The sequence below is a fragment of the Bacillus cereus group sp. BfR-BA-01360 genome (genome assembly GCF_022663595.1).
Taxonomy (GTDB): domain Bacteria; phylum Bacillota; class Bacilli; order Bacillales; family Bacillaceae_G; genus Bacillus_A; species Bacillus_A cytotoxicus.
Genome location: NZ_JAKUFV010000005.1, coordinates 132,962 through 155,498, shown reverse-complemented (window position 1 = coordinate 155,498; position 22,537 = coordinate 132,962). Strand labels below are relative to the sequence as shown.

Here is a 22,537-nt window from a genome sequence, read left to right as displayed (position 1 = left end):
ATCACACCATATTGTGATCGCCTTTTTTTTTCATTGAATTGTATAAGTAACAGAAAAACTAATAGGGCTATAGTAAGTAGATGGTGCATGATATTGTACATACATATTTCCATCTGTTTGCGCAGTGAAAATGCGGCTGTAACCATCAAAGTAGTGTCCGATTAGATTATGATTTGCATCATAAACGCTATAACTAGGAGTCTTACTATTAGGATGGATTGTGAGCTCCTGTCCTTTTTTTAGAAAAATAGCCTCTTTTTCAGAGCTAGTACCTGGTTGAAGAGAATAGAACTTTGTAAAGCTTTGTTCTTGTGTAGCTGCTGCTACCTTTGTTTCAGAGATGAAAGCAGTAGCTCCTGTAATTCCAGCAAGTGTTAATGCACCAGCAATAATCATGTTTTTCATAATAGAAATGCCTCCCTTTAGGTGTAATCATTTGTGTTACATCTAATATTTTACATGAAGAAGACAGGGAGTGAATATGCTTTTATGCATATTTATTTTTTCTCAATAAAAAACCACCGAATAATCGGTGGTTTGACGATTAAGCTGCTTTTTGCTCTGTTTGCACATTCGTATTTTGAATTGAGTTATAAGCACCAGTACCAATGACTTCTAATGCCATTTTCATACGTTCTGGTGAGATGTTTTCTAGTACATTATCTTGAGGCGTATGGTATACTTTCTCAATATGATAGATTAATGGATCCCAGCTATCGACGCCCATCCAAATAAATAATGCAGAAGGAATACCAACCTCAGCAAATGGAACATGGTCGCTTGAACCGAACTTTCCTTGAAGAACAAGGTCATTATTTAGCTCCTTACTAGCTTGTAATGCAGCATTCGTTACAAGATTTGTTGAACCATCAAGAGTCATAGCATATAAGTTCTTAGCCTTCTCATAGTTTGTAGCAACCATGTCAGCATTGAACACACCTAAAATACGATCGCGTTCTTTCTGCGATAAGTTTTGTACATAATGATCGGATCCTAGTAATCCTCTTTCTTCTGAGCCGAAAGCAATGAACCGAATTTCCTTATCTGTTTCTACATTTTGAAAAGCACGAGCTAACTCTAATACTAATCCTGTTCCAGAAGCATTATCATTTGCCCCAGGTGCTCCTACGACACTATCATAGTGAGAGCTTATAATGACAGCTTTTTCATTTCCAGTACTCTTTTGTGGTTTCTTTTTTGCGATAACATTTACAGATTGTAGATTTGTCTCATGTCTTGCTTTTAAAGAGAGCGTTATCGTTTTGTTTGTCGCAAGTTCTTCTTTAAATGCATTCCCTTGTGCATAAGCAAGACCAAATACAGGAATGGATTGTTTTTTTGTTAACTGTGGATTAAAAGTTTGCCCATAATTTCCGCGACCGCCAATTAGGCTATATAATAGGACACCTTTAGCTCCCTTTGCTACAGCATTTTCGACTTGTTTGTTATAGTCTGTTACCGTGTTACCTCGTTCAAATAAAACAATCTTTCCGTTTACCTCATTTGGAATATCATTTAAATTTGTTCCACCTTGTACAAAAATGAGAGAAGCAGTAACAGGGTTACTAGAAATAAGCGCATTTGAGGCAGCCCCAGCTTGCCAACTTTTTGATTGTGATAATGATGAGTCTATAAAGCCTACATATTGATCGGGTACAGAGAAAGGCTGATATTCTACCTCATATCCTAGTGATTGTAGTTTCATTCCAACATAACGGGAAGCCCATTGTTCTGATTTTGTTCCACCAGGGCGCGGACCGATGGTTTCGGATAAGAATCGGACGTGTTCGATGGCGCGATTTGCATCAACTTGTTGGGTAATAGGTGGAGTTTTTATAGTTTCTGGTGGGGCATCAGCCTTTGCTTGTCCGATTGGAGCGAGGCTAATAGCGAGTGTAGCAGCAAGCAAAGAGCTTACTATTTTTTTCTTTAGTAATCTTTTCATATTTTTCTCTCCCATTCTTCTAATCTTTATGACTGACAAAAGAAGATGGCTAGTACTCCGTATTTTATTATAAAATTTCTGTATTTTCAATTATTTACATTTGAGAAATAGGGTAGAACGATAAAATATGTATATTTACATATTTTTGATAAGGATATGTATGTTATCATTCTAACTGAAGGCTCGCTTTCTCTTTGAAAGCCCCTAAATTGCATGGATCTAGTGTACCCAAACTTTAGATTATGTAGAGAAAAGAGATCCCATTTAGGATTTCTTTTTCTTATTGCTTGAACCTTATGAAGGTGATAATCATGTTTTCGCATTCCATGATTATCATCAGTGATATATGTAAGGCATCCATATGAAAAAAGAGGCTGTTCAAGATTTGAACAGCCTCGCCCCGTTTAAAAAGGTGATTCTGAAAAAGAATCACCTTTTTATTTTAGTCTTGTAATTGTGTTAAAATAATTGGTTCACCACGTGTAACAATAATGGTATGTTCGCATTGTGCAACAAGACTTTTATCTGGTGTAATGAATGTCCAACCATCATCACCGCGTTCGATAATATGATCAGCTTTCATAGAAATGAATGGTTCCACAGCAATAACAAGTCCGTCTTTTAAAAGTGCATTATCCATTGGATCATAGTAATTTAAAATGTGATTTGGTGCCTCATGAAGACTAAGTCCGATACCGTGTCCAGTTAAGTTTTGAATAACGTTATATCCGTTTTTATGTGCAAAGTTGGAAACTGCACGACCAATTTGATTTTGTTTTGAACCAGCTTTCACCTTTTTCATAGCTGCCCAAAATGCATCTACTGCTGCTTGGCAAAGCTTTTCTTTTTCTTCATCTGTTCCAAGGACAAATGAAATGCCTGTATCCGCATAATAACCATCGAGTGCAGCAGATACATCTACGTTTACTAAATCGCCTTCTTTTAATACACGATCTCCTGGGATACCATGGGCAACTTCTTCATTTACACTAATGCACGTTACACCTGGGAAATCGTATTCTTTTTCAGGTGCAGAAATAGCACCGTGTTCATCTAATACTTTTTTACCAATTAAATCAAGTTCTTTCGTTGTCATACCCGGCTTCGCTTGCTTTTTCATTTCCTCGCGTGCAAGCGCAACAATACGGCCGATTTTTCGTAAACCTTCTAAATCTTGTTCATTACGAATAATCATGAAAACCACTGTCCTTCCTCGAATGTATCTTACCCGATTGTATCATGTTTATTTTTGTCCTGCTACTTGTGTGCAATATACAGGGGTGATTCTGCTCATAGAGAATATGTGACAATTGTCATGTGCAAGTCATGACGCATCATACTGTTTTCTTAGTTTTCCAATTTATACAATATAAACATAAGAAGTAACGGGGGTAGAGAGATGGAAAAGATTATTGAAGTAAATAATGTTTCAAAAATATTTAAATATAAAAAAGCAGTAGATAACGTTTCGTTTCATGTGGAGAAAGGACAAATTGTCGCATTGCTTGGTCCGAATGGTGCGGGGAAAACAACAACCATTTCTATGATGCTTGGATTAAAAGAGCCATCAAAAGGAAATGTGTCCCTATTTGGAAAGAGTCCGAAACATCAAAGTGTTCGAAATCGCCTCGGTGCAATGCTACAAGGGGTTAGTGTGATTGATAGTGTAACAGTGGAAGAAGCAATTGAATTATTTCGTAGTTATTATACAAGCCCGATTGCAAAAGAAACATTACTGCGACTATCGAACTTAGAGTCAGAGAGAAAACAACGATGTGAGAAATTATCAGGTGGACAAAAGAGAAGGTTAAATTTTGCCCTTGCACTTGCAGGGAACCCAGAATTGCTATTTTTAGATGAGCCTACTGTAGGTATGGATATTACATCGAGGAAACATTTTTGGGAAACAATTCGAAAACTAGCAAGTGAAGGAAAAACAATTATTTTAACAACACATTATTTAGAAGAGGCGGATGCTTTAGCTAATCGAATTTTGTTGTTTGCAAATGGAAAAATCATTGCTGATGGAACACCAGAAGAAATGAAAGCAACCATTTCACAAAAAACGATTTCTTTTTCTATGAAGGAGAAAATCCCAACAGCTTTATTGAAGGAATTACCACATGTTACGGGTGTGCAGTTTCATAATCAGCGCATCATTTTAACAACAGATGATATAGACGATACATTGCGGGCCATTTTTCAAAAGAGTTTACCTGTTAAAGATATCGCAGTGGAACGTGGAAGTCTTGATGAGGCTTTTGAACAGTTTGTTGCAAATCAGAAGGAGGGAATTGTATGAGAGCGATATGGATGCAGTGTAAAATAGAGATTTTCCGTACGTTTCGTAATAAACTATTTATCTTTTTCTCTTTATTAATGCCAGTTATGTTTTATTACATTTTTACAAATGTTATTCAGGTGCCACAAAACGGAGATGCTTGGAAAGCGCATTATTTAATTTCGATGGCAGCCTTTAGTATTGTAGGAACTGCACTTTTTAGTTTCGGTGTAAGGCTATCACAGGAAAAAGGACAAGGCTGGACTCATCTTTTAAAAGTTACTCCCCTCCCGGAAGGAGTATATTTAACAGCTAAAGTTATTGCTCAAACAGTAGTAAATGCTTTTTCTATCCTAGTTATTTTTATCGTAGGCAAGGTGATGAATCATGTAGATTTAACATTGGGACAATGGGTCGGTGCTGGATTGTGGCTTTTATTAGGGGTTACTCCATTTTTAGCGCTTGGAACAATTATTGGATCTATTAAGAAAGCGGATGCCGCTTCAGGACTTGCTAATATTTTAAATATGAGTTTAGCGGTGCTAGGCGGTTTATGGATGCCGATTGAAGTATTTCCAAAAGTATTACGATCGATTGGTGAATGGACACCAACATATCATTTTGGAAGTGGAGCATGGGATATTGTAGCTGGTAAGTCTATATCGTTGGAAAGTTTCGTAATTTTAGGAGGTTATTTCCTTGTTTTTGTTGTAATATCAATATATATAAGAAAAAGACAGGAAGCGGTATAGAGTGATAGAGAAGAAGCAGTTTGAAATATTTCCAAAAAATATGGGTTTTTTCCCGTACGTCTGGCTTGTCTATTTAGCATTTCCGATTTATTCACTATCTCAACAGACTGGTTGGAAGTTAGTAATAGGATCCGGTATGCTAGTTGTTTTTGTTCTAGCATACCGGCAACTTTATTTTGTAAAAAGAACATTTATAGTATGGGCATGCTTTCAAATGTTTATTGCGTTTTATTTAGGGATTTTTTATAGCCCCTATCTTATTTTTTTATGCTTTTTTACAGCAAATGCAATCGCATTTGCACCAACAAAAAGATCCTTTCGCGTATTGTTTTCTTTATTAGTGTTAACTGTTGTTGCTTTTATATTAACGTTTAGTCAAATTTTTTCAGTCAACTCTTTTTTAAGTGGAGTACCGATGTTTATTTTAATGCTTATGATGCCATTTGCGATGCGTAATTTTAATCAGAAAAGGATGCTAAAGAATCAATTGAATGAAGCAAATGAACAGATTAAAGAGTTAGTAAAACGCGAAGAGCGCCAACGAATTGCAAGGGATCTCCACGATACGTTAGGACATACATTATCTCTTATTACTTTAAAAAGTCAGCTCGCTGAGAAGTTAATTGTAAAGAATCCAGAGCGTGCTAGCATAGAAGTAAAGGAAATTACACAAACATCGCGAACAGCCTTAAAGCAACTTCGTGAACTCATTGCTGATATGCGAATGATTACCGTAGAAGAAGAGTTAGAACAAATCAAGATGATTTTACACGCTGCTAATATTTCATTAGCAGTGAATCAGCAGGTGAGTTTTCATTCCTTATCACCGCTTGAACAAAATATTGTAGGAATGTGCCTGCGTGAAGCCATAACGAATGTTGTGAAACATAGTAAGGCGACATCATGCGAAGTGTCTTTATGTGAAACACAAGGAAAACTGATTTTGCAGGTGAAAGATAACGGAGTAGGTTTCCAAAAACGAAGTCATGATGGAAATGGGATTTTGGGAATGAAAGAGCGGCTTGCGCTTATTGATGGTTCATTGGAACTAAAGGAACTGCAGCAAGGAACGATGTTAATGGTGACCGTTCCTATTGTAATTAGAATAGGAAAAGATGGGGTGAGAGCATGATTCGAATTATCCTTGCTGAGGATCAACGAATGCTGCGCGGCGCATTGGGGGCGTTGCTTGATTTAGAAGACGATATGGAAGTGGTTGGACAAGCGGAAAATGGAGAAGAGGCTTTCACATTAATTGAAAAGCTACAACCGGATGTTAGTATCATGGATATTGAAATGCCGATTCAAAGTGGATTGGATGTTGCTGAAACATTGCAGAAGAAGAAATCATCATGCAAAGTAATGATTTTAACAACATTTGCACGTCCTGGTTACTTTGAAAGAGCGATGAAAGCTGGTGTGCATGGATACTTATTGAAAGATAGCCCGAGCGAAGAATTAGCGGAAGCCATTCGCAATGTGATGAAAGGAAAACGCGAAATTTCTCCAGAGCTCATGTTTGGATTATGGCAAGAACAAAATCCATTATCAGATCGCGAGAGGGAAGTCCTGTTATTAGCAAAAGAAGGAAAGACAACAAATGACATTGCAAAGGCACTGTATCTTTCTCCTGGTACAGTAAGAAACTATATTTCAGAAGTATTAACGAAGCTTAATGCGAAAAACAGAATTGAAGCCATTACAATTGCAGAAGAAAAAGGATGGATATGAAAAAGGAAGTTTACTAATTACATGTTGGTAAACTTCTTTTTTTATAGACGGCCGTTTTAGTAAAATATTTGAATTTATTATGATGTAATGTAGATTTTATTTCATTTTTCGACAAAAAATTTGTTATAGTAAAATGAGATTGTTGATTTTAGGTGATTTTACCGCGAACAGTTGTAATTACTCCATTGCCTGAATCTCTTATCGTGCTTATATGTTTGTATAAGGCGTACTTCATTTCTTTATCTGTAGGTTGAAAATCTCCATATTTTAGTAGTGACCTATTCTGTTGAACTTTAGCCTCATTTATTTTACCTTTCAAATACTTTTGGCAATATTTTCGTTTATATTATTTTGAGACTTGTTAACTTTTTAATGGTCAAACTAGGCTGAGTAATTTTTATTGGGATTTTGGGTGGGGATTACTTCCATTGATAATGGAAGAAGTAGACTGAAGACAATGAAAACTCCATGAATTTTCACATGGTTTGAGGAGAATGTTATGAAAAAAATGCCGAATTTTACACATATTATGCATGATTTCATATCAAATAATGTCGAATTAACATTATTGTAGTTGTATGACAACTTAAGAAGAATAGATTGCTGTAATGGGATGGTGAGCAAGCGTGCAAGCAGAAAAGCTAGGAAGTGAAATAAAGAAAATTAGAGTGATGAGGGGTTTAACGCAAAAACAGTTATCTGAAAATATATGTCATCAATCAGAGGTGAGCAGAATTGAATCTGGTGCAGTGTACCCAAGCATGGACATACTGCAAGGAATTGCAGCAAAATTACAAGTTCCAATTACCCATTTTTATGAAGTTCTCGTCTATTCTGATATCGAAAGGAAGAAAAGGTTCAAAGATCAAATTCAGTTGTTGAGTAAGAAAAAACAATATGATGAAATTTATAAAATCGTTTCTAACGAACTTAAAAAGGAAAAGAGTCATCCTGAGTTTAAACAATTTCTTCTTTGGTACTATTATTTATCAGCATATGTTTTAAAGAAAATTAGTTTTGAATATTGTGTATTAGAATTGAAAAACATTATTCATCAGCAATATAGTAGTGTGGATGTATTTCAGAACTTATATATTGAAAATTCAATAGCTAGTATTTATGCAGAAAATGAACAATTGGAAAAAGCGATAACTTTATTTCAAAACATCTTGAAACAACTAGAATCCTTACATAATAACGAGGCATTTATAATTAAGGTGAAATATAACTATGCAAAATCATTATATTTAAGTGATAAATATAATGAGGCTCTTTATCAAGTGAACCAAGCTATTGAGGTTTCATGTAATATCGGTAGTATGATGCTACTGGGGCAATTGTATTATCAAAAAGGGGAATGTTTAGAAAAGTTAGGCTATCCATCAAAGGAAATTGAGGAAGTTTATAATAAAGCGCTATTATTTTTTGAATTATTGGATCTACATTCATATAAAAAGATATTGTTATGTAAGAATAAATATATAAATAATTAAGTATGGTTAGAATATGCAAAATTGCATGTTTTATGAGGGCGATTTCATGTTATATTTAGGAAAAATAAAACATAGGGTGATAAACATGAAGAAATTTCTTGCTTGTAGTTTAGTAGCAGTAGCAATGCTAGCTGGTGTTGCTTTTGGTGTGGGTCAAGATCAGGCCTTAACAAATCAACAAGAAGAAGTACAGTTAGCTTCAGATTTACCTTTTGAACATTAAAATAAAAACAACTGTCTATATTTTAGGCAGTTGTTTTTTTGTAGCAACATTTAGAGATTTTCCTCATTAGCAAGGTTTGAATGTAATGATAGGTGCAGTAATCATTATTTGCGTGCGTTGATATTTTAAGCAATGCTATATAGATGTGATTCTGTTTCTCATTTTTTAATTACAGACGCTTTATAACGTTATCGTGCACGGGATATATGAAAAAACGCATGAAACATTTTTTGTAAGCCCTCCTATAAAAAAAACGCTAATATCGTCCCCAGCAATTCCTTCCCTCTATCAATAAGGGAAAGAGAACTAACATCTTGAAAGGAAAGTAATACGGAAGATTGAATATCTTTGTTAAATTTCTTTTGGATTGCATGTATAAAGTCCTCGTCATACAATAAGCAATTCATCTCATGGTTTATATATAAACTCCTCATATCCACATTGGCAGTTCCAATATCGCATATACGATTATCTATGATAATAATTTTTGCATGGAAGAAACCTTCTTGAAATGCATAAATGTTACACCCAGCTCGCATGAGTTTTCGGCAGTATGGTAATTTTGCTTCTCTTACAAGAGGGTGGTCGGCTTTGTTAGGAACGAGAATGGTAATTTGCACACCTCTTTTTCTCGCTTGTAATAAGGCGTTCATAATTTTTTTACCGGGGATAAAATAAGGTGTTCCAATATAGATTTTTTTATTTGCACTTTCAATTAAATGTAAAAATGTAGACTGTAAATAAGCACCATCTGTCGGGATAAACCGATGAAGAATACTACCTGGTGCTTGTTTTGGAAAATAGATTGTATCCTGTAGTAAATCTTGCTTTGTCTCGTCACGCCAATCATGTAAAAATTGATTTTGTAAATCTTGCACACCCTCTCCTGTAAGTCGCAAATGATAATCGCGCCACAATCCTAATTTAGGATTGTGGCCTAAGTATTCTTCCCCGATATTAAAGCCACCAATATATCCTATTTTCCCATCGATGACTGTGATTTTTCGATGATTTCTTTGATTTGCTGAAAAGAAGAAAAAAGGGAATTTTACTTTGTGGCAAAATGAAAAAGAGACGCCACTGTTTTGTAATGATTGAATAGCTTTTTTTGATAATTGATGACTTCCAATTTGGTCAAGAAGGAGACGCACTTCAACTCCTTGTTTCGCTTTATCACATAGTAATTGTAAAAAGACTTGACTGATTTCATCATTTTTCACAATAAAAAATAAAATATGGATATGGTGCGTTGCTTTTTGAATATCATGAAATAAACTATGATATAAGTCCGTTCCGTATGTATAAAGCTGAAAATTACTACGGCGCAAAGGGAAAGTACGAGGCTTTAGCCGTCTGAGATGAAGGCTTCTGCCATACGAGAGATCGATTGCAATCCAAAGGACAACACTTATTAGTAAAAGAGCTGAAAAAACCATTACCACTCTTCCTTCCTCGCGCTCATTTTTAATGCTTATAGTTTAAACAAAAGAATGGAAAGTGATTCAATCCTAGTTTCTCGTGTTCATTTTTTATAGCTACATGTGATATAAGAGTATGAAAATAAACAGACCAATGAAAAAAGATGTTGTTGTATAACAAAAAACTGTTGACTGAATGCTCACTCATTATATAATGAGGATAGGAGATATAATTCAGAAAATTATATATTTTCGAAGATTCAAAAAGAAGTAAGGCTTATAAGGAGAGGGGTAGCATAAAATGAATAGCTTACTAATCGTAAATTGGCTAGCTTCTATTGCGGTTATTGCTTATGCGGTATATTTGTTTGTATACCTCATACGAACGAGGATGGCCTATATACAATTAGGAAAAAAAGTAGAGTTTGACCGCCGATTTAAAGAGCGATGGGATATCCTCAAAGTAAATGTCTTTGGGCAAAAAAAATTGCTCAAAGATAAAAAGAGCGGTATTATGCACGTTATGTTTTTTTACGGATTTATTCTTGTCCAATTTGGAGCAATCGACTTCATTTGGAAAGGTCTTGCACCAGGATCACATCTTCCACTAGGACCGCTATACCCTGCATTTACATTCTTCCAAGAAATTGTCACACTTATGATTTTAATCGCAGTTGTTTGGGCTTTTTATAGAAGGTATGTTGAAAAGCTCGTTCGTTTAAAACGAAATTTTAAGTCAGGCCTCGTCCTTATTTTTATTGGAGGCTTAATGCTTTCCGTATTACTTGGTAACGGAGTAGGCATTATTTGGCACGGAGAAGAGCTTTCTTGGAGCGAACCAATTGCTTCTGGAATCGCTTATGTTCTTTCGGGAATAAATGAAACCGCATCCATTTATATATTCTATTTTTCTTGGTGGGTGCATTTACTTATTTTGTTAACATTTTTAGTTTATGTTCCGCAGTCCAAACATGCACATTTAATTGCAGGACCAGTAAATGTGTTTTTTACTCGTCTTACAAATCCGGGAAAACTTGAAAAGATTGATTTTGAAGATGAAACACAAGAAACATTTGGTGTTGGAAAGATTGAAGATTTTCGGCAGACGCAGCTTATCGATTTATATGCGTGTGTAGAGTGCGGACGCTGCACCAACATGTGTCCAGCAACTGGAACTGGGAAAATGTTGTCGCCGATGGATTTAATTGTAAAGCTTCGCGATCATTTAACAGATAAAGGAGCTGCGGTAACCTCAAAAGTACCATGGGTTCCAGCTGTTGCTTTTCATAATACAAAAGGGAATCAATTGGCGCTTATGGCTGCTAGTAAAGGACAGCAAGAATCAGCAGCTACAGCACCTTTATATGATCCAAGTTTAATTGGAGATGTCATTACAGAAGAAGAAATTTGGGCTTGTACGACGTGCCGTAACTGTGAAGATCAATGTCCGGTCATGAACGAGCATGTTGATAAAATTATTGATTTGCGCCGCTACCTTGTTTTAACAGAAGGAAAGATGGATGCTGAAGCGCAGCGTGCCATGACGAATATTGAGCGGCAAGGAAACCCATGGGGACTAAATCGTAAGGAGCGCGAAACGTGGCGTCAGGGTGACGATGAGGTAACCGTGCCAACTGTGAAAGAGAAAACGAAGGCTGGCGAGGAATTTGAATATTTATTCTGGGTTGGTTCTATGGGATCATATGATAACCGCAGTCAGAAAATTGCGATATCATTCGCGAAATTAATGAATAAAGCGGGCATTTCATTCGCGATCCTTGGAAACAAAGAAAAGAACTCGGGAGACACGCCGCGCCGTCTCGGAAATGAATTTGTATTCCAAGAGATGGCAACGAAAAATATTGCCGAATTCGAGAAATCGGGTGTGAAGAAAATTGTTACGATTGACCCGCACGCTTATAACACATTTAAAAATGAGTATCCAGACTTTGGGTTACAAGCAGAAGTCTATCATCATACAGAACTATTAGCCCAATGGGTGAAAGAAGGGCGCTTAAAACCCATCCATCCAGTTGAAGAGACGATTACGTACCATGATTCTTGTTATTTAGGAAGATATAACGAAGTATATGAAGCGCCGCGCAGCATTTTAAAGGCGATTCCAGGTGTTACTGTTGTAGAAATGGCGCGTAATAGAGAAACAGGAATGTGCTGTGGTGCAGGTGGCGGATTAATGTGGATGGAAGAGACCACAGGCTCACGCATTAACGTGGCTCGTACGGAACAAGCACTTGCTGTGAAACCATCTATTATCGGTACAGGATGTCCGTATTGTTTAACGATGATTAGCGATGGAACGAAAGCGAAGGAAGTTGAAGAACAAGTACAAACATTAGATATAACAGAGATTTTAGAACGGTCTGTTATTGGACCAAAAGTAGAAGCGATGTAACGTAGAAGAATTCATACAACTTTAGATAGAGGTGCAAATTGCACCTCTTCTCAACGCAAAGATATCGAGCGAGCGCTCGGCAGTCAAAAAGAAATGGGGGAATTGAAGTTGGTAAGAACAGTTATTTTAAGTGCCGCAAGAACACCAGTTGGAAAATTTGGCGGAGTATTAAAAGATGTGAAAGCGTCGAAGCTTGGAGGAATTGCCATTCAAGCTGCACTTGAGAGAGCAAATGTGAACAAAGACGATGTAGAAGAAGTGATATTCGGGACGGTTCTGCAAGGAGGACAGGGGCAAATTCCTTCTCGCCAAGCAGCGAGGGAAGCCGGACTTCCTTGGGAGACGCGTACGGAAACAATAAATAAAGTTTGTGCATCGGGTCTTAGAGCTGTGACATTAGCGGATCAAATTATTCGCGCAGGGGATCAAACGTTAATTGTAGCGGGCGGAATGGAGTCCATGAGCAACAGTCCGTACATTTTAGAAGGTGCGCGTTGGGGATATCGAATGGGACATAGTAAAGTTGTGGATTTAAATATAGTAGATGGCTTAACATGTTCATTCTCTGGCATCCATATGGGCGTATACGGTGGTGAGGTAGCGAAGGAAGAAGGAATTTCTCGCGAAGCACAAGATGAGTGGGCGTATCGCAGTCATCAACGTGCAATTATGGCACAGAAAGAAGGGAGATTTGACGAGGAAATCGTACCTGTAGCTGTACCGCAGCGCAAAGGTGATCCGATCGTTGTGGCGAGGGACGAGGCGCCACGTGCAGATACAACAATCGAAAAATTAGCTACATTAAAGCCTGTTTTTGATAAGACAGCGGCAGTAACAGCTGGAAATGCACCGGGCCTTAATGATGGCGGGGCGGCGCTTGTATTAATGAGCGAGGACAGAGCGCGGCAAGAAGGCAGAAAGCCAGTAGCGACAATTTTAGCGCATACCGCAATTGCTGTAGAAGCAAAGAATTTTCCGAGAACGCCAGGTTATGCAATAAATGAACTGCTGAAGAAAACTGGAAAAACAGTGGATGATATTGATTTATTTGAGATTAATGAAGCCTTTGCAGCAGTTGCAATTGCGAGTGCAAATATTGCCGGAATTGACCCTGAAAAGATTAATGTAAATGGTGGAGCAGTTGCGATGGGGCATCCGATTGGAGCGAGCGGAGCACGGATTATTGTTACCTTGATTCATGCGTTAAAGCAACGCGGCGGCGGAATTGGAATCGCTTCGATTTGTAGCGGCGGTGGCCAAGGTGACGCAATTATGATTGAAGTTCATTCATAAAAAGGGGGAGAAGAAATGAGTATACAAAAAATTGTGGTAATCGGTGCCGGACAAATGGGATCAGGCATTGCACAGGTGTGTGCAACGGCTGGCTATGAAGTGTTTATGCAAGATGTAAAGCAAGAGCAATTAGAGAGGGGATTCGGTGTAATAACGAGAAATTTAGCGCGCCAAGTAGAAAAGGGACGTATGGATGAAGAGACGAAGGACGCAACATTACGCCGTCTTACAACTATACTTGAATTAGATTGTGTGAAAGAAGCAGATCTTGTGATTGAAGCTGCTGTAGAAAAAATGGATATCAAAAAGAAAATTTTTGCAAATTTAGATGAAATTGCTCCGGAACATACCATTTTAGCGACAAATACTTCTTCATTGCCAATTACCGAAATAGCAGCAACAACAAATCGGCCAGAGAAAGTGATTGGTATGCACTTTATGAATCCTGTACCAGTAATGAAATTAGTGGAGATTATTCGCGGACTTGCAACAGATGATGCCGTGTATAAAGCAATTGAAGATATTACAAAGAAAATTGGGAAAGTGCCCGTTGAAGTAAATGACTTCCCTGGTTTTGTTTCGAATCGTATTTTATTACCGATGATTAATGAAGCAATTTATGCGCTATATGAAGGTGTCGCAACGAAAGAGGCGATTGATGAGGTCATGAAGCTTGGCATGAATCATCCAATGGGACCATTAACATTGGCAGATTTTATCGGCTTAGACACATGCTTATACATTATGGAAGTATTGCATGAGGGCTTAGGAGATAGCAAATATCGTCCATGTCCGCTCTTGCGGAAATATGTAAATGCTGGCTGGCTCGGTCGAAAAACAGGTCGTGGTTTTTACGTATATGAGTAAAGGGGAAGAAAAGGTAGGTCTCCATCTTTTTTCAAAGTAGTAGTCTTACCAGAGAATTGAAAAGACCGATAGCAAATGGAGGCGAGGCATATGAATTTTCGTTTCACAGAAGAACAACAAATGATGAGGAAGATGGTTCGGGATTTTGCTCAAAAGGAAGTTGCACCCTTTGTTCCAGAAATGGAACAAGGGGTGTTTCCTAAAGAGATTTTAAAGAAAATGGGGGAACTAGGATTGATGGGAATTCCAGCACCGGCAAAGTATGGCGGTGCTGGAATGGACTTTATTTCTTATATTTTAGCGATTGAAGAACTATCAAAGGTAAGTGCAGCCATTGGGGTAATTTTAGCGGTACATACGTCCGTTGGAACAAATCCTATTTTATATTTTGGGACAGAAGAGCAAAAGAAAAAGTATGTTTCAAAGCTTGCAACAGGTGAATATTTAGGGGCATTTGCTTTAACGGAGCCAGGTGCTGGATCTGATGCGGGCAGTTTGAAATCAAGAGCTATCAAAGATGGGAATCAGTATGTAATAAATGGCTCCAAAATATTTATTACAAATGGGGGCGAGGCAGATACATATATCGTATTTGCTTCTACCAATCCAGAGGCAGGAAAGAGCGGAATATCTGCATTTATTGTAGAGAAGGGGACGCCAGGCTTAATTATTGGAAAAGATGAACATAAGATGGGGCTTCATGGCTCTCGTACGGTGCAGCTTACTTTTGAAGATATGAAGGTTCCAGCTGAGAATTTACTTGGCGAAGAAGGACAAGGCTTCAAAGTTGCGATGGCGAATTTAGACGTTGGTCGCATTGGAATTGGAGCACAGGCGCTTGGCATCGCCGAAGCGGCACTCGCTTGTGCAGTAGACTATGCAAAAGAACGCAAGCAATTTGGGAAGCCGATCGCCGCGCAGCAAGGAGTTGGCTTTAAGCTGGCAGATATGGCAACGAGTGTAGAAGCCGCACGACTGCTTGTATATAGGGCGGCTTCGCTTAGAGCACAGGGACTTACGTGCGGGAAGGAGGCTTCAGTTGCGAAGCTATTTGCTTCTAAAACTGCAGTGGAGGTTGCAATTGAAGCAGTTCAAGTATTGGGCGGTTACGGTTATACAAAAGAGTATCCTGTAGAAAGATTTTTCCGCGATGCGAAAATTTGTGAAATTTATGAGGGAACGAGTGAAATACAAAGACTTGTAATTAGTAGAGCACTGTAATAGAAGAGCATGGGGAGGAAAGGGTTATGCATTTCAATCTATCTGCAGAACATGAAATGATCCGAAAAATGGTGCGCGACTTTGCGAGGAATGAAGTTGCTCCCACAGCGGCAAAGCGAGACGAAGAAGAAAGTTTTGATCGCGCTTTATTTGATCAAATGGCAGCCCTTGGATTAACAGGAATTCCGTGGCCTGAGGAATATGGCGGAATTGGAAGTGATTACTTAGCATATGTAATCGCAGTAGAGGAATTATCGCGTGCTTGCGCTTCGACAGGTGTAACGTTATCTGCACATACTTCTTTGGCAGGATGGCCTATTTTTACATTTGGCACAGAAGCGCAAAAACAACAGTTTTTACGCCCGATGGCAGAAGGAAAGAAAATCGGTGCATATGGTTTAACGGAGCCAGGTTCAGGATCAGATGCAGGCGGGATGAAAACGACAGCAAGGCGCGAGGGAAATCACTATATTTTAAATGGTTCTAAGATTTTTATTACAAACGGTGGTATTGCGGACATTTACGTTGTTTTTGCGCTGACTGACCTAGAAGCGAAGCAGCGCGGCACAAGCGCTTTTATTGTAGAAAGTGATGCGTCGGGATTCTTGATTGGTAAGAAGGAAAGTAAGCTTGGCATTCGTTCTTCGCCAACGACAGAAATTATATTTGAAGATTGCCGCATTCCTGTTGAAAACTTACTTGGCGAAGAAGGGCAAGGATTTAAAATTGCCATGCAGACGCTAGACGGCGGTCGCAATGGCATTGCCGCGCAGGCAGTAGGGATTGCCCAAGCTGCTTTAGATGTTTCTGTGGCATATGCGAGGGAGCGACATCAGTTTGGAAAACCAATCGCTGCGCAGCAAGGTATTAGTTTTAAATTGGCGGATATGGCAACGAATGTAGAAGCAGCGAGGTTACTCACTTATCAAGCGGCTTGGCTTGAATCTGAAGGGCTTCCTTACGGAAAAGAATCCGCGATGTCAAAGTTATTTGCTGGAGATATAGCGATGAAAGTAGCAACGGAAGCAGTTCAAATATTTGGTGGTTACGGATATACAAAGGATTATCCAGTAGAGCGCTTTATGCGCGATGCAAAGATTACACAAATTTATGAAGGAACGCAAGAGATTCAAAGGCTTGTCATTTCTCGTATGTTAACAAAATAAGAGGAAAAAGCGTAGGGAGTCTCCTGTGCTTTTTCTGCAAATGAAAGAGGGGTGAAGGGGATGGTTAAGCATAACGTGCAGGCATCAGTAAAAGATGAGAAATTAGTTGCACTAAGACGTGAACAAATGATTAAAGGAGCTGTACAGCTCTTTAAGCAAAAAGGGTTTCCGCGTACGACGACGAGAGAGATTGCGAAAGCGGCGGGATTTAGCATTGGTACATTGTATGAATATATTCGTACAAAAGATGATGTTTTATATTTAGTTTGTGATAGTATTTACGAACATGTAAAAGAACGGTTGGAAGAAGTCGTTTGCACAGAGAAGGGTAGCGTCGAAAGTTTAAGAAAAGCGATAACAAATTATTTTAAAGTGATGGATGAATTACAAGAAGAAGTATTGATTATGTATCAAGAAGTTCGCTTTTTACCAAAGGAATCTTTGCCATATGTATTAGAAAAAGAGTTTCAAATGGTGGGGATGTTTGAAAAGATTTTAGAGCATTGTACAGAAAATGGAACATTCACATTAACAAAAAAGGAAATTCAATTGCTTGCTCATAATATTTTTATTCAAGGGCAAATGTGGGGATTTAGACGTTGGGCGCTGCAAAAAATGTATACACTAGAAGAGTATACAGAAATGCAAATTAGATATGTATTGCACGGAGCGCATATGCTTCCGAAATAGACAAATCGGTCATATGAAAAAATCTTGGATGAAAATGGATTCTAGTTGTGATTATTTTGTTCAGCACTTGTGAAAGTTTCACGTTTTTTTTGTAGCATATTTGCTGGAGTTTTGTTTATAATGAATAGTATGGATTTTTTTAAATAGGCCGTTATATATAGGATTATATTTTTAGAAAGGAAGTGCCGCATAAGTGGATTTTAAGCAATATTCTCCAGAAGAGCTACAAGAATTTTCCATGATTGAAGTTGTACATAGTGTGTTAGAGGACAAAAAACAAGCAACGTCATTCCAGGATTTAGTTCAAGAAGTTGCTCAAGTACTTGGATTATCTCAAGAGCAAGTGAATGCGCGAATTGCACAATTTTATACAGATTTAAATATCGATGGACGTTTCATCAATTTAGGAGAAAATCGTTGGGGCCTTCGCACTTGGTATCCATATGAACAAATTGATGAAGAAATCTTACCTCAACCTAAAGCTAAGAAGAAACGTAAAGTTGAAGAAGATGACGACTTTGATGATTACATTGAAGACGAGGATGACTTCAACGATTTAGATGAAGAAGATGAGGAAGACATCGATGATTTAGATGAGGTTCTTGATGAAGACGATGATCTTGATGATTTAGATGAAGACGATGATTTTGGTGATGACGAACTTGAGTATGATGAAACTGAAGAGGAAGATGAAGAGCTGTAGTCCTTGACTTTTCATTATCGTCCATGTAGAATCATTTTTGGGCTCTTTAAAAAAGGACGATCATACTTTTTAAGTGTAAATATAAAAGAAAATTGCTCCCTACTTATTGCGTTTTGTAATGAGGGGAGCAATTTTCTTTTTTGTTTTTTGTTTAGAAAATAAAAAGAGTCTAACAATAAGATAGATACATTGTTATCTACATACGTTGCGCTTTGCAACGGTGATTATATAACAAGAAAGCAGAAGGGAGTACTTTCATGACTAAGTATATTTTTGTAACAGGCGGTGTAGTATCGTCTTTAGGTAAAGGGATTACAGCAGCATCTCTTGGAAGACTTTTAAAAAATCGTGGTTTAAATGTAACCATCCAAAAATTTGACCCATACATTAACGTAGACCCAGGGACAATGAGTCCATATCAACATGGTGAGGTATTCGTAACAGATGATGGTGCGGAAACAGACTTAGACCTTGGTCACTACGAGCGTTTTATCGATATTAATTTAAATAAATACAGCAACGTAACAACTGGTAAAATTTATTCTTCGGTTCTTCAAAAAGAGCGTCGTGGTGAATATTTAGGAGGAACAGTACAAGTTATTCCTCATATTACAAACGAAATTAAAGAGCGTGTATTCCGTGCTGGTCGCGAAACAAATGCGGATGTTGTTATTACAGAAATTGGTGGAACTGTTGGTGATATCGAGTCTCTACCATTCCTAGAAGCAATTCGCCAAATTAAGAGCGACATTGGTCGCGATAACGTAATGTACATTCACTGTACATTAATTCCGTACTTAAAAGCAGCGGGTGAAATGAAAACAAAGCCAACGCAACATAGCGTTAAAGAACTTCGTAGCTTAGGTATTCAGCCAAATATTATCGTTGTTCGTACAGAAATGCCTGTTTCTCAAGATATGAAAGATAAACTTGCATTATTCTGTGATATTGATCCAAAAGCAGTTATTGAAGCTGCAGATGCAGACACATTATATGCAGTTCCATTATCTCTTCAAGAGCAAAATATGGACCAAATCGTTTGCGATCATTTAAAACTAGACAACGCTCCAGCAGATATGACAGAGTGGAAAGCATTAGTTGATAAAGTACGTAACCTGTCTAAGAAAACAAGAATTGCTCTTGTTGGTAAATATGTAGAGCTTCAAGATGCATACATTTCTGTTGTAGAAGCACTTCGCCATGCAGGATACACATTTGATACAGATGTAGAAGTAAAATGGGTAAATGCTGAGCATGTAACAGCAGAAAATGTAAAAGAATTAGTTGGCGACACAGATGGAATCCTTGTACCTGGTGGCTTTGGTGACCGCGGTGTAGAAGGAAAAATCGTTGCAATCCAATATGCACGTGAAAATAAAGTTCCATTCTTAGGAATTTGCTTAGGTATGCAACTTGCATCAATCGAATTTGCACGTAACGTATTAGGATTAGAAGGAGCGAATTCTTCTGAAATCAATCCTGACACGCCTTACGCAATTATCGACTTATTACCAGAACAAAAAGATGTAGAAGACTTAGGTGGTACACTTCGTCTTGGTTTATATCCATGTAAGCTGACTCCAGAAACAAATGCTTACAGAGCTTATAACGAGCCAGTTGTATATGAACGTCACCGTCATCGTTATGAATTCAATAATCAATTCCGTCAAGAGATGGAAAACGCTGGATTTATCTTCTCTGGTACAAGTCCAGATGGCCGTCTAGTAGAAATCGTTGAATTACAAGATCATCCATGGTTTGTGGCTGCACAGTTCCACCCAGAACTTGTATCTCGTCCAAATCGTCCACAACCATTGTTCCGTGATTTCGTACAAGCTTCTATTACAAATAAAGAAAGCAAGTAAGAAAAAAGGGCTCGTTCCAAATGTATACTTTTGGACGAGCTCTTTTTCGATTCTTCGTATTGGTTTGTCAGTTAGCCGACATGTATCATGTATATTCTTCAATCATCTCATCAATTGTAAATTTTAAACCATGATATGCAAATAAGGATAAGATTAAACTTGGGAACCCATAACGGTTACCTTCATCATTTGGAATTAAGCCTTTTAATAACCTTGTATCAATATGTATATCTGTAAAGTGTTCTAGGGATTCAGCGCCTTCTTGAATCGCTGAAATGCCAACGATAGAGTGGCCCTCTTCTTGCAATTTCTTGGCGATGGAAACAACTTCTTCATCTGTTGAGAAACGACTGATGAGGAGTACACGATCTGCGGAAGTGACTTCTGCTTGCTTTCCATGTTCTATGAGGTGCTTCGCTCTTGGAAGTGGCTCTGCACCATATAAAGCTTCGGCTACAACACCTTCCATTTCGTTTTTACCATGCAAATAAATGATACCATCGCCGACTAATGCTTGTGCAAGTAAGCGCGCACTATCTTCTATATTCATCTCTTCTTTTTGAGAAATTCTTGTAAAGTAACCGCTAAGTTGGGTGGAAAAAATCTTTAACATTGTAAGGCTCCTTTCAAATATGTTGAGGCGGCTTTCATTATATCTTATTTTTAAAAGAAAGGAGAAGTGATAAGGGTAGCATATCAAAATGGGAAGCGGTAAAATAAGAAAGAACAGGAAGGAATTTGATAAAAAATAAAGAAAGTAAATCGAATAAGATATTAAGAAGCTTCAAATCTTGTACTTACATAGAAAGGTTGGGGATTATGGAAGGGAAAATTTTAATCGTTGATGATCAATATGGCATTCGCGTGTTATTGCACGAAGTGTTTCAAAAAGAAGGTTATCAAACGTTCCAAGCTGCAAATGGATTTCAAGCTTTAGATATTGTAAAAAAAGATAATCCGGATTTAGTAATATTAGATATGAAAATCCCAGGGATGGATGGTATAGAGATTTTAAAGCATGTTAAAGAAATCAATGCAGATATTAAAGTGATTTTAATGACGGCTTATGGAGAGCTAGATATGATTCAAGAAGCGAAAGATCTAGGTGCTTTAATGCATTTTGCAAAACCATTTGATATCGATGAAATTCGTCAAGCTGTGAGAAATGAAATCGCTGTAGAATCATAAAAAATGAATTTTTTATAAAAAAAATGGAAAAAAGCGTTTACATGGGTTGGTGAGCAGGTGAATACAGTTGAGTTTTTGAGTACAAGTTGTTATCCTATTGAGTGTAGAAAAAAGTCCGGTATGTTGATATACATAATCTTCCTTATTCTGGTCATACTACCAGCGATAAGAACTTATCGGATACAAAAAACGTTTTTTAGGAGGATTCACCATGCCTTTAGTTTCCATGAAAGAAATGCTAAACAAAGCACTAGAAGGAAAATACGCAGTTGGTCAATTCAATATTAACAACTTAGAATGGACTCAAGCTATTTTAGCAGCTGCAGAAGAAGAAAAATCTCCTGTAATCCTAGGTGTATCTGAAGGTGCAGCTCGTCATATGACTGGTTTCAAAACAGTTGTAGCTATGGTTAAAGCTTTAATCGAAGAAATGAACATCACTGTTCCTGTAGCGATCCATCTTGATCATGGTTCAAGCTTTGAAAAATGTAAAGAAGCAATTGATGCAGGTTTCACATCTGTAATGATTGACGCTTCTCACCACCCATTTGAAGAAAACGTTGAAACTACTAAAAAAGTAGTAGAATACGCACATGCTCGTAACGTATCTGTAGAAGCTGAACTTGGAACAGTTGGTGGGCAAGAAGACGACGTAATCGCTGATGGCATTATCTATGCTGATCCTGAAGAATGTAAACACCTTGTTGAAGCAACAGGTATCGATTGCCTAGCTCCAGCTTTAGGTTCTGTACACGGTCCTTACAAAGGTGAGCCTAACTTAGGATTTAAAGAAATGGAACAAGTTCGTGACCTAACTGGTGTACCTTTAGTACTTCACGGTGGTACTGGTATCCCAACTGCTGATATCAAAAAAGCTATTTCTTTAGGTACTTCAAAAATCAATGTAAACACTGAAAACCAAATCGCGTTTACAAAAGCTGTTCGTGAAGTATTAAACAAAGACCAAGAAGTTTACGATCCTCGTAAATTTATCGGACCTGGCCGCGAAGCTATCAAAGCCACTGTTATTGGTAAAATTCGTGAATTCGGTTCTAACGGTAAAGCGTAAGAATAAAATTCCGTTTTGGAAACCGTCTACTCTTTTAGACGGTTTCCTTTCGTTGTATAATGAAAGCGTGAACAAGTCTTAAGATTAATTAAATTTCTAAATTTCTTTGTACGCCCTATATAGAAATTGAACAAAACGCAGTCCTATTAAGAAATGTAATAACGTATGTAAGATGATGAACGAATCAATCTTGACAGGCAGTGAGTCTTCATCTATTCA

General features: G+C 37.7%; 19 protein-coding genes and 2 pseudogenes. 16 read left to right on the top strand and 5 right to left on the bottom strand.

What is annotated here, in order from left to right:
• Positions 1–30: 30 nt before the first annotated feature.
• From MR056_RS07185 to map, 3 genes and pseudogenes are all read right to left on the bottom strand, one after another.
• Entirely contained in the window at positions 31–405 is a 375-nt protein-coding gene (locus tag MR056_RS07185; RefSeq protein WP_012096322.1) for a hypothetical protein, read from the bottom strand.
• 139 nt (positions 406–544) lie between these two features.
• A complete protein-coding gene (locus MR056_RS07180; RefSeq protein WP_210370637.1) occupies positions 545–1,945 on the bottom strand; it encodes a M28 family metallopeptidase in 1,401 nt (466 codons plus the stop codon).
• A gap of 442 nt (positions 1,946–2,387) precedes the next feature.
• A pseudogene (gene map, locus MR056_RS07175) lies at positions 2,388–3,186 on the bottom strand (type I methionyl aminopeptidase).
• A 158-nt stretch (positions 3,187–3,344) separates the two neighbouring features.
• Here map and MR056_RS07170 point away from each other — a divergent pair.
• From MR056_RS07170 to MR056_RS07145, 6 genes are all read left to right on the top strand, one after another.
• A complete protein-coding gene (locus tag MR056_RS07170; protein ID WP_012096319.1) occupies positions 3,345–4,247 on the top strand; it encodes an ABC transporter ATP-binding protein in 903 nt (300 codons plus the stop codon).
• Positions 4,244–4,978 (top strand): ABC transporter permease, encoded by a 735-nt coding sequence (locus MR056_RS07165; protein WP_087099508.1) that lies wholly within the window; start codon positions 4,244–4,246, stop codon positions 4,976–4,978. Before MR056_RS07170 ends, MR056_RS07165 begins: the two co-directional genes overlap by 4 nt.
• Position 4,979: 1 nt before the next feature.
• Positions 4,980–6,110, top strand: a complete 1,131-nt coding sequence (locus tag MR056_RS07160; protein ID WP_012096317.1) for a sensor histidine kinase — start codon at positions 4,980–4,982, stop codon at positions 6,108–6,110.
• Positions 6,107–6,709: a response regulator transcription factor gene (locus MR056_RS07155; protein WP_012096316.1), complete on the top strand. Its 603-nt coding sequence runs from the start codon at positions 6,107–6,109 to the stop codon at positions 6,707–6,709. Before MR056_RS07160 ends, MR056_RS07155 begins: the two co-directional genes overlap by 4 nt.
• Before the next feature lie 626 nt (positions 6,710–7,335).
• Positions 7,336–8,202, top strand: coding sequence for a helix-turn-helix domain-containing protein (locus tag MR056_RS07150; RefSeq protein WP_242136537.1), 867 nt, complete (start codon positions 7,336–7,338; stop codon positions 8,200–8,202).
• 85 nt (positions 8,203–8,287) lie between these two features.
• Positions 8,288–8,425: a quorum-sensing peptide PapR gene (locus MR056_RS07145; RefSeq protein ID WP_012096314.1), complete on the top strand. Its 138-nt coding sequence runs from the start codon at positions 8,288–8,290 to the stop codon at positions 8,423–8,425.
• 242 nt (positions 8,426–8,667) lie between these two features.
• Here MR056_RS07145 and cls read toward each other — a convergent pair whose 3' ends face one another.
• Entirely contained in the window at positions 8,668–9,861 is a 1,194-nt protein-coding gene (cls, locus tag MR056_RS07140) for a cardiolipin synthase (RefSeq protein ID WP_087099504.1), read from the bottom strand.
• Between the two features lie 283 nt (positions 9,862–10,144).
• On the opposite strand from cls, the gene MR056_RS07135 reads away from it, so the two are divergent.
• The 8 genes and pseudogenes from MR056_RS07135 (at position 10,145) to pyrG (ending at position 20,061) form a co-directional block, all read left to right on the top strand.
• Positions 10,145–12,256, top strand: coding sequence for a (Fe-S)-binding protein (locus tag MR056_RS07135; protein ID WP_087099502.1), 2,112 nt, complete (start codon positions 10,145–10,147; stop codon positions 12,254–12,256).
• Positions 12,257–12,265: 9 nt separating this feature from the next.
• Positions 12,266–13,549: pseudogene (locus tag MR056_RS07130) on the top strand (acetyl-CoA C-acetyltransferase).
• 15 nt (positions 13,550–13,564) lie between these two features.
• Entirely contained in the window at positions 13,565–14,416 is an 852-nt protein-coding gene (locus MR056_RS07125) for a 3-hydroxybutyryl-CoA dehydrogenase (RefSeq protein ID WP_012096310.1), read from the top strand.
• A gap of 90 nt (positions 14,417–14,506) precedes the next feature.
• Positions 14,507–15,637 (top strand): acyl-CoA dehydrogenase, encoded by a 1,131-nt coding sequence (locus tag MR056_RS07120; protein ID WP_087099498.1) that lies wholly within the window; start codon positions 14,507–14,509, stop codon positions 15,635–15,637.
• Between the two features lie 26 nt (positions 15,638–15,663).
• A complete protein-coding gene (locus tag MR056_RS07115; RefSeq protein WP_087099496.1) occupies positions 15,664–16,803 on the top strand; it encodes an acyl-CoA dehydrogenase in 1,140 nt (379 codons plus the stop codon).
• Between the two features lie 60 nt (positions 16,804–16,863).
• The gene (locus tag MR056_RS07110; RefSeq protein ID WP_012096307.1) at positions 16,864–17,493 is read left to right on the top strand and encodes a TetR/AcrR family transcriptional regulator; all 630 of its coding nucleotides are present in this window, start codon (positions 16,864–16,866) and stop codon (positions 17,491–17,493) included.
• 193 nt (positions 17,494–17,686) lie between these two features.
• Entirely contained in the window at positions 17,687–18,196 is a 510-nt protein-coding gene (gene rpoE / locus MR056_RS07105; protein WP_012096306.1) for a DNA-directed RNA polymerase subunit delta, read from the top strand.
• A gap of 257 nt (positions 18,197–18,453) precedes the next feature.
• Positions 18,454–20,061 (top strand): CTP synthase, encoded by a 1,608-nt coding sequence (pyrG, locus tag MR056_RS07100; RefSeq protein ID WP_012096305.1) that lies wholly within the window; start codon positions 18,454–18,456, stop codon positions 20,059–20,061.
• A gap of 85 nt (positions 20,062–20,146) precedes the next feature.
• On the opposite strand, the gene MR056_RS07095 is transcribed toward pyrG, so the two are convergent.
• Entirely contained in the window at positions 20,147–20,674 is a 528-nt protein-coding gene (locus MR056_RS07095; RefSeq protein ID WP_087099494.1) for a DUF2529 domain-containing protein, read from the bottom strand.
• Positions 20,675–20,880: 206 nt separating this feature from the next.
• On the opposite strand from MR056_RS07095, the gene spo0F reads away from it, so the two are divergent.
• Both spo0F and MR056_RS07085 read left to right on the top strand, forming a co-directional pair.
• On the top strand, positions 20,881–21,249 hold the full coding sequence (spo0F, locus tag MR056_RS07090) for a sporulation initiation phosphotransferase Spo0F (protein ID WP_012096303.1): 369 nt from the start codon (positions 20,881–20,883) through the stop codon (positions 21,247–21,249).
• 211 nt (positions 21,250–21,460) lie between these two features.
• Positions 21,461–22,318: a class II fructose-bisphosphate aldolase gene (locus MR056_RS07085; RefSeq protein ID WP_012096302.1), complete on the top strand. Its 858-nt coding sequence runs from the start codon at positions 21,461–21,463 to the stop codon at positions 22,316–22,318.
• Positions 22,319–22,537 lie beyond the last annotated feature (219 nt).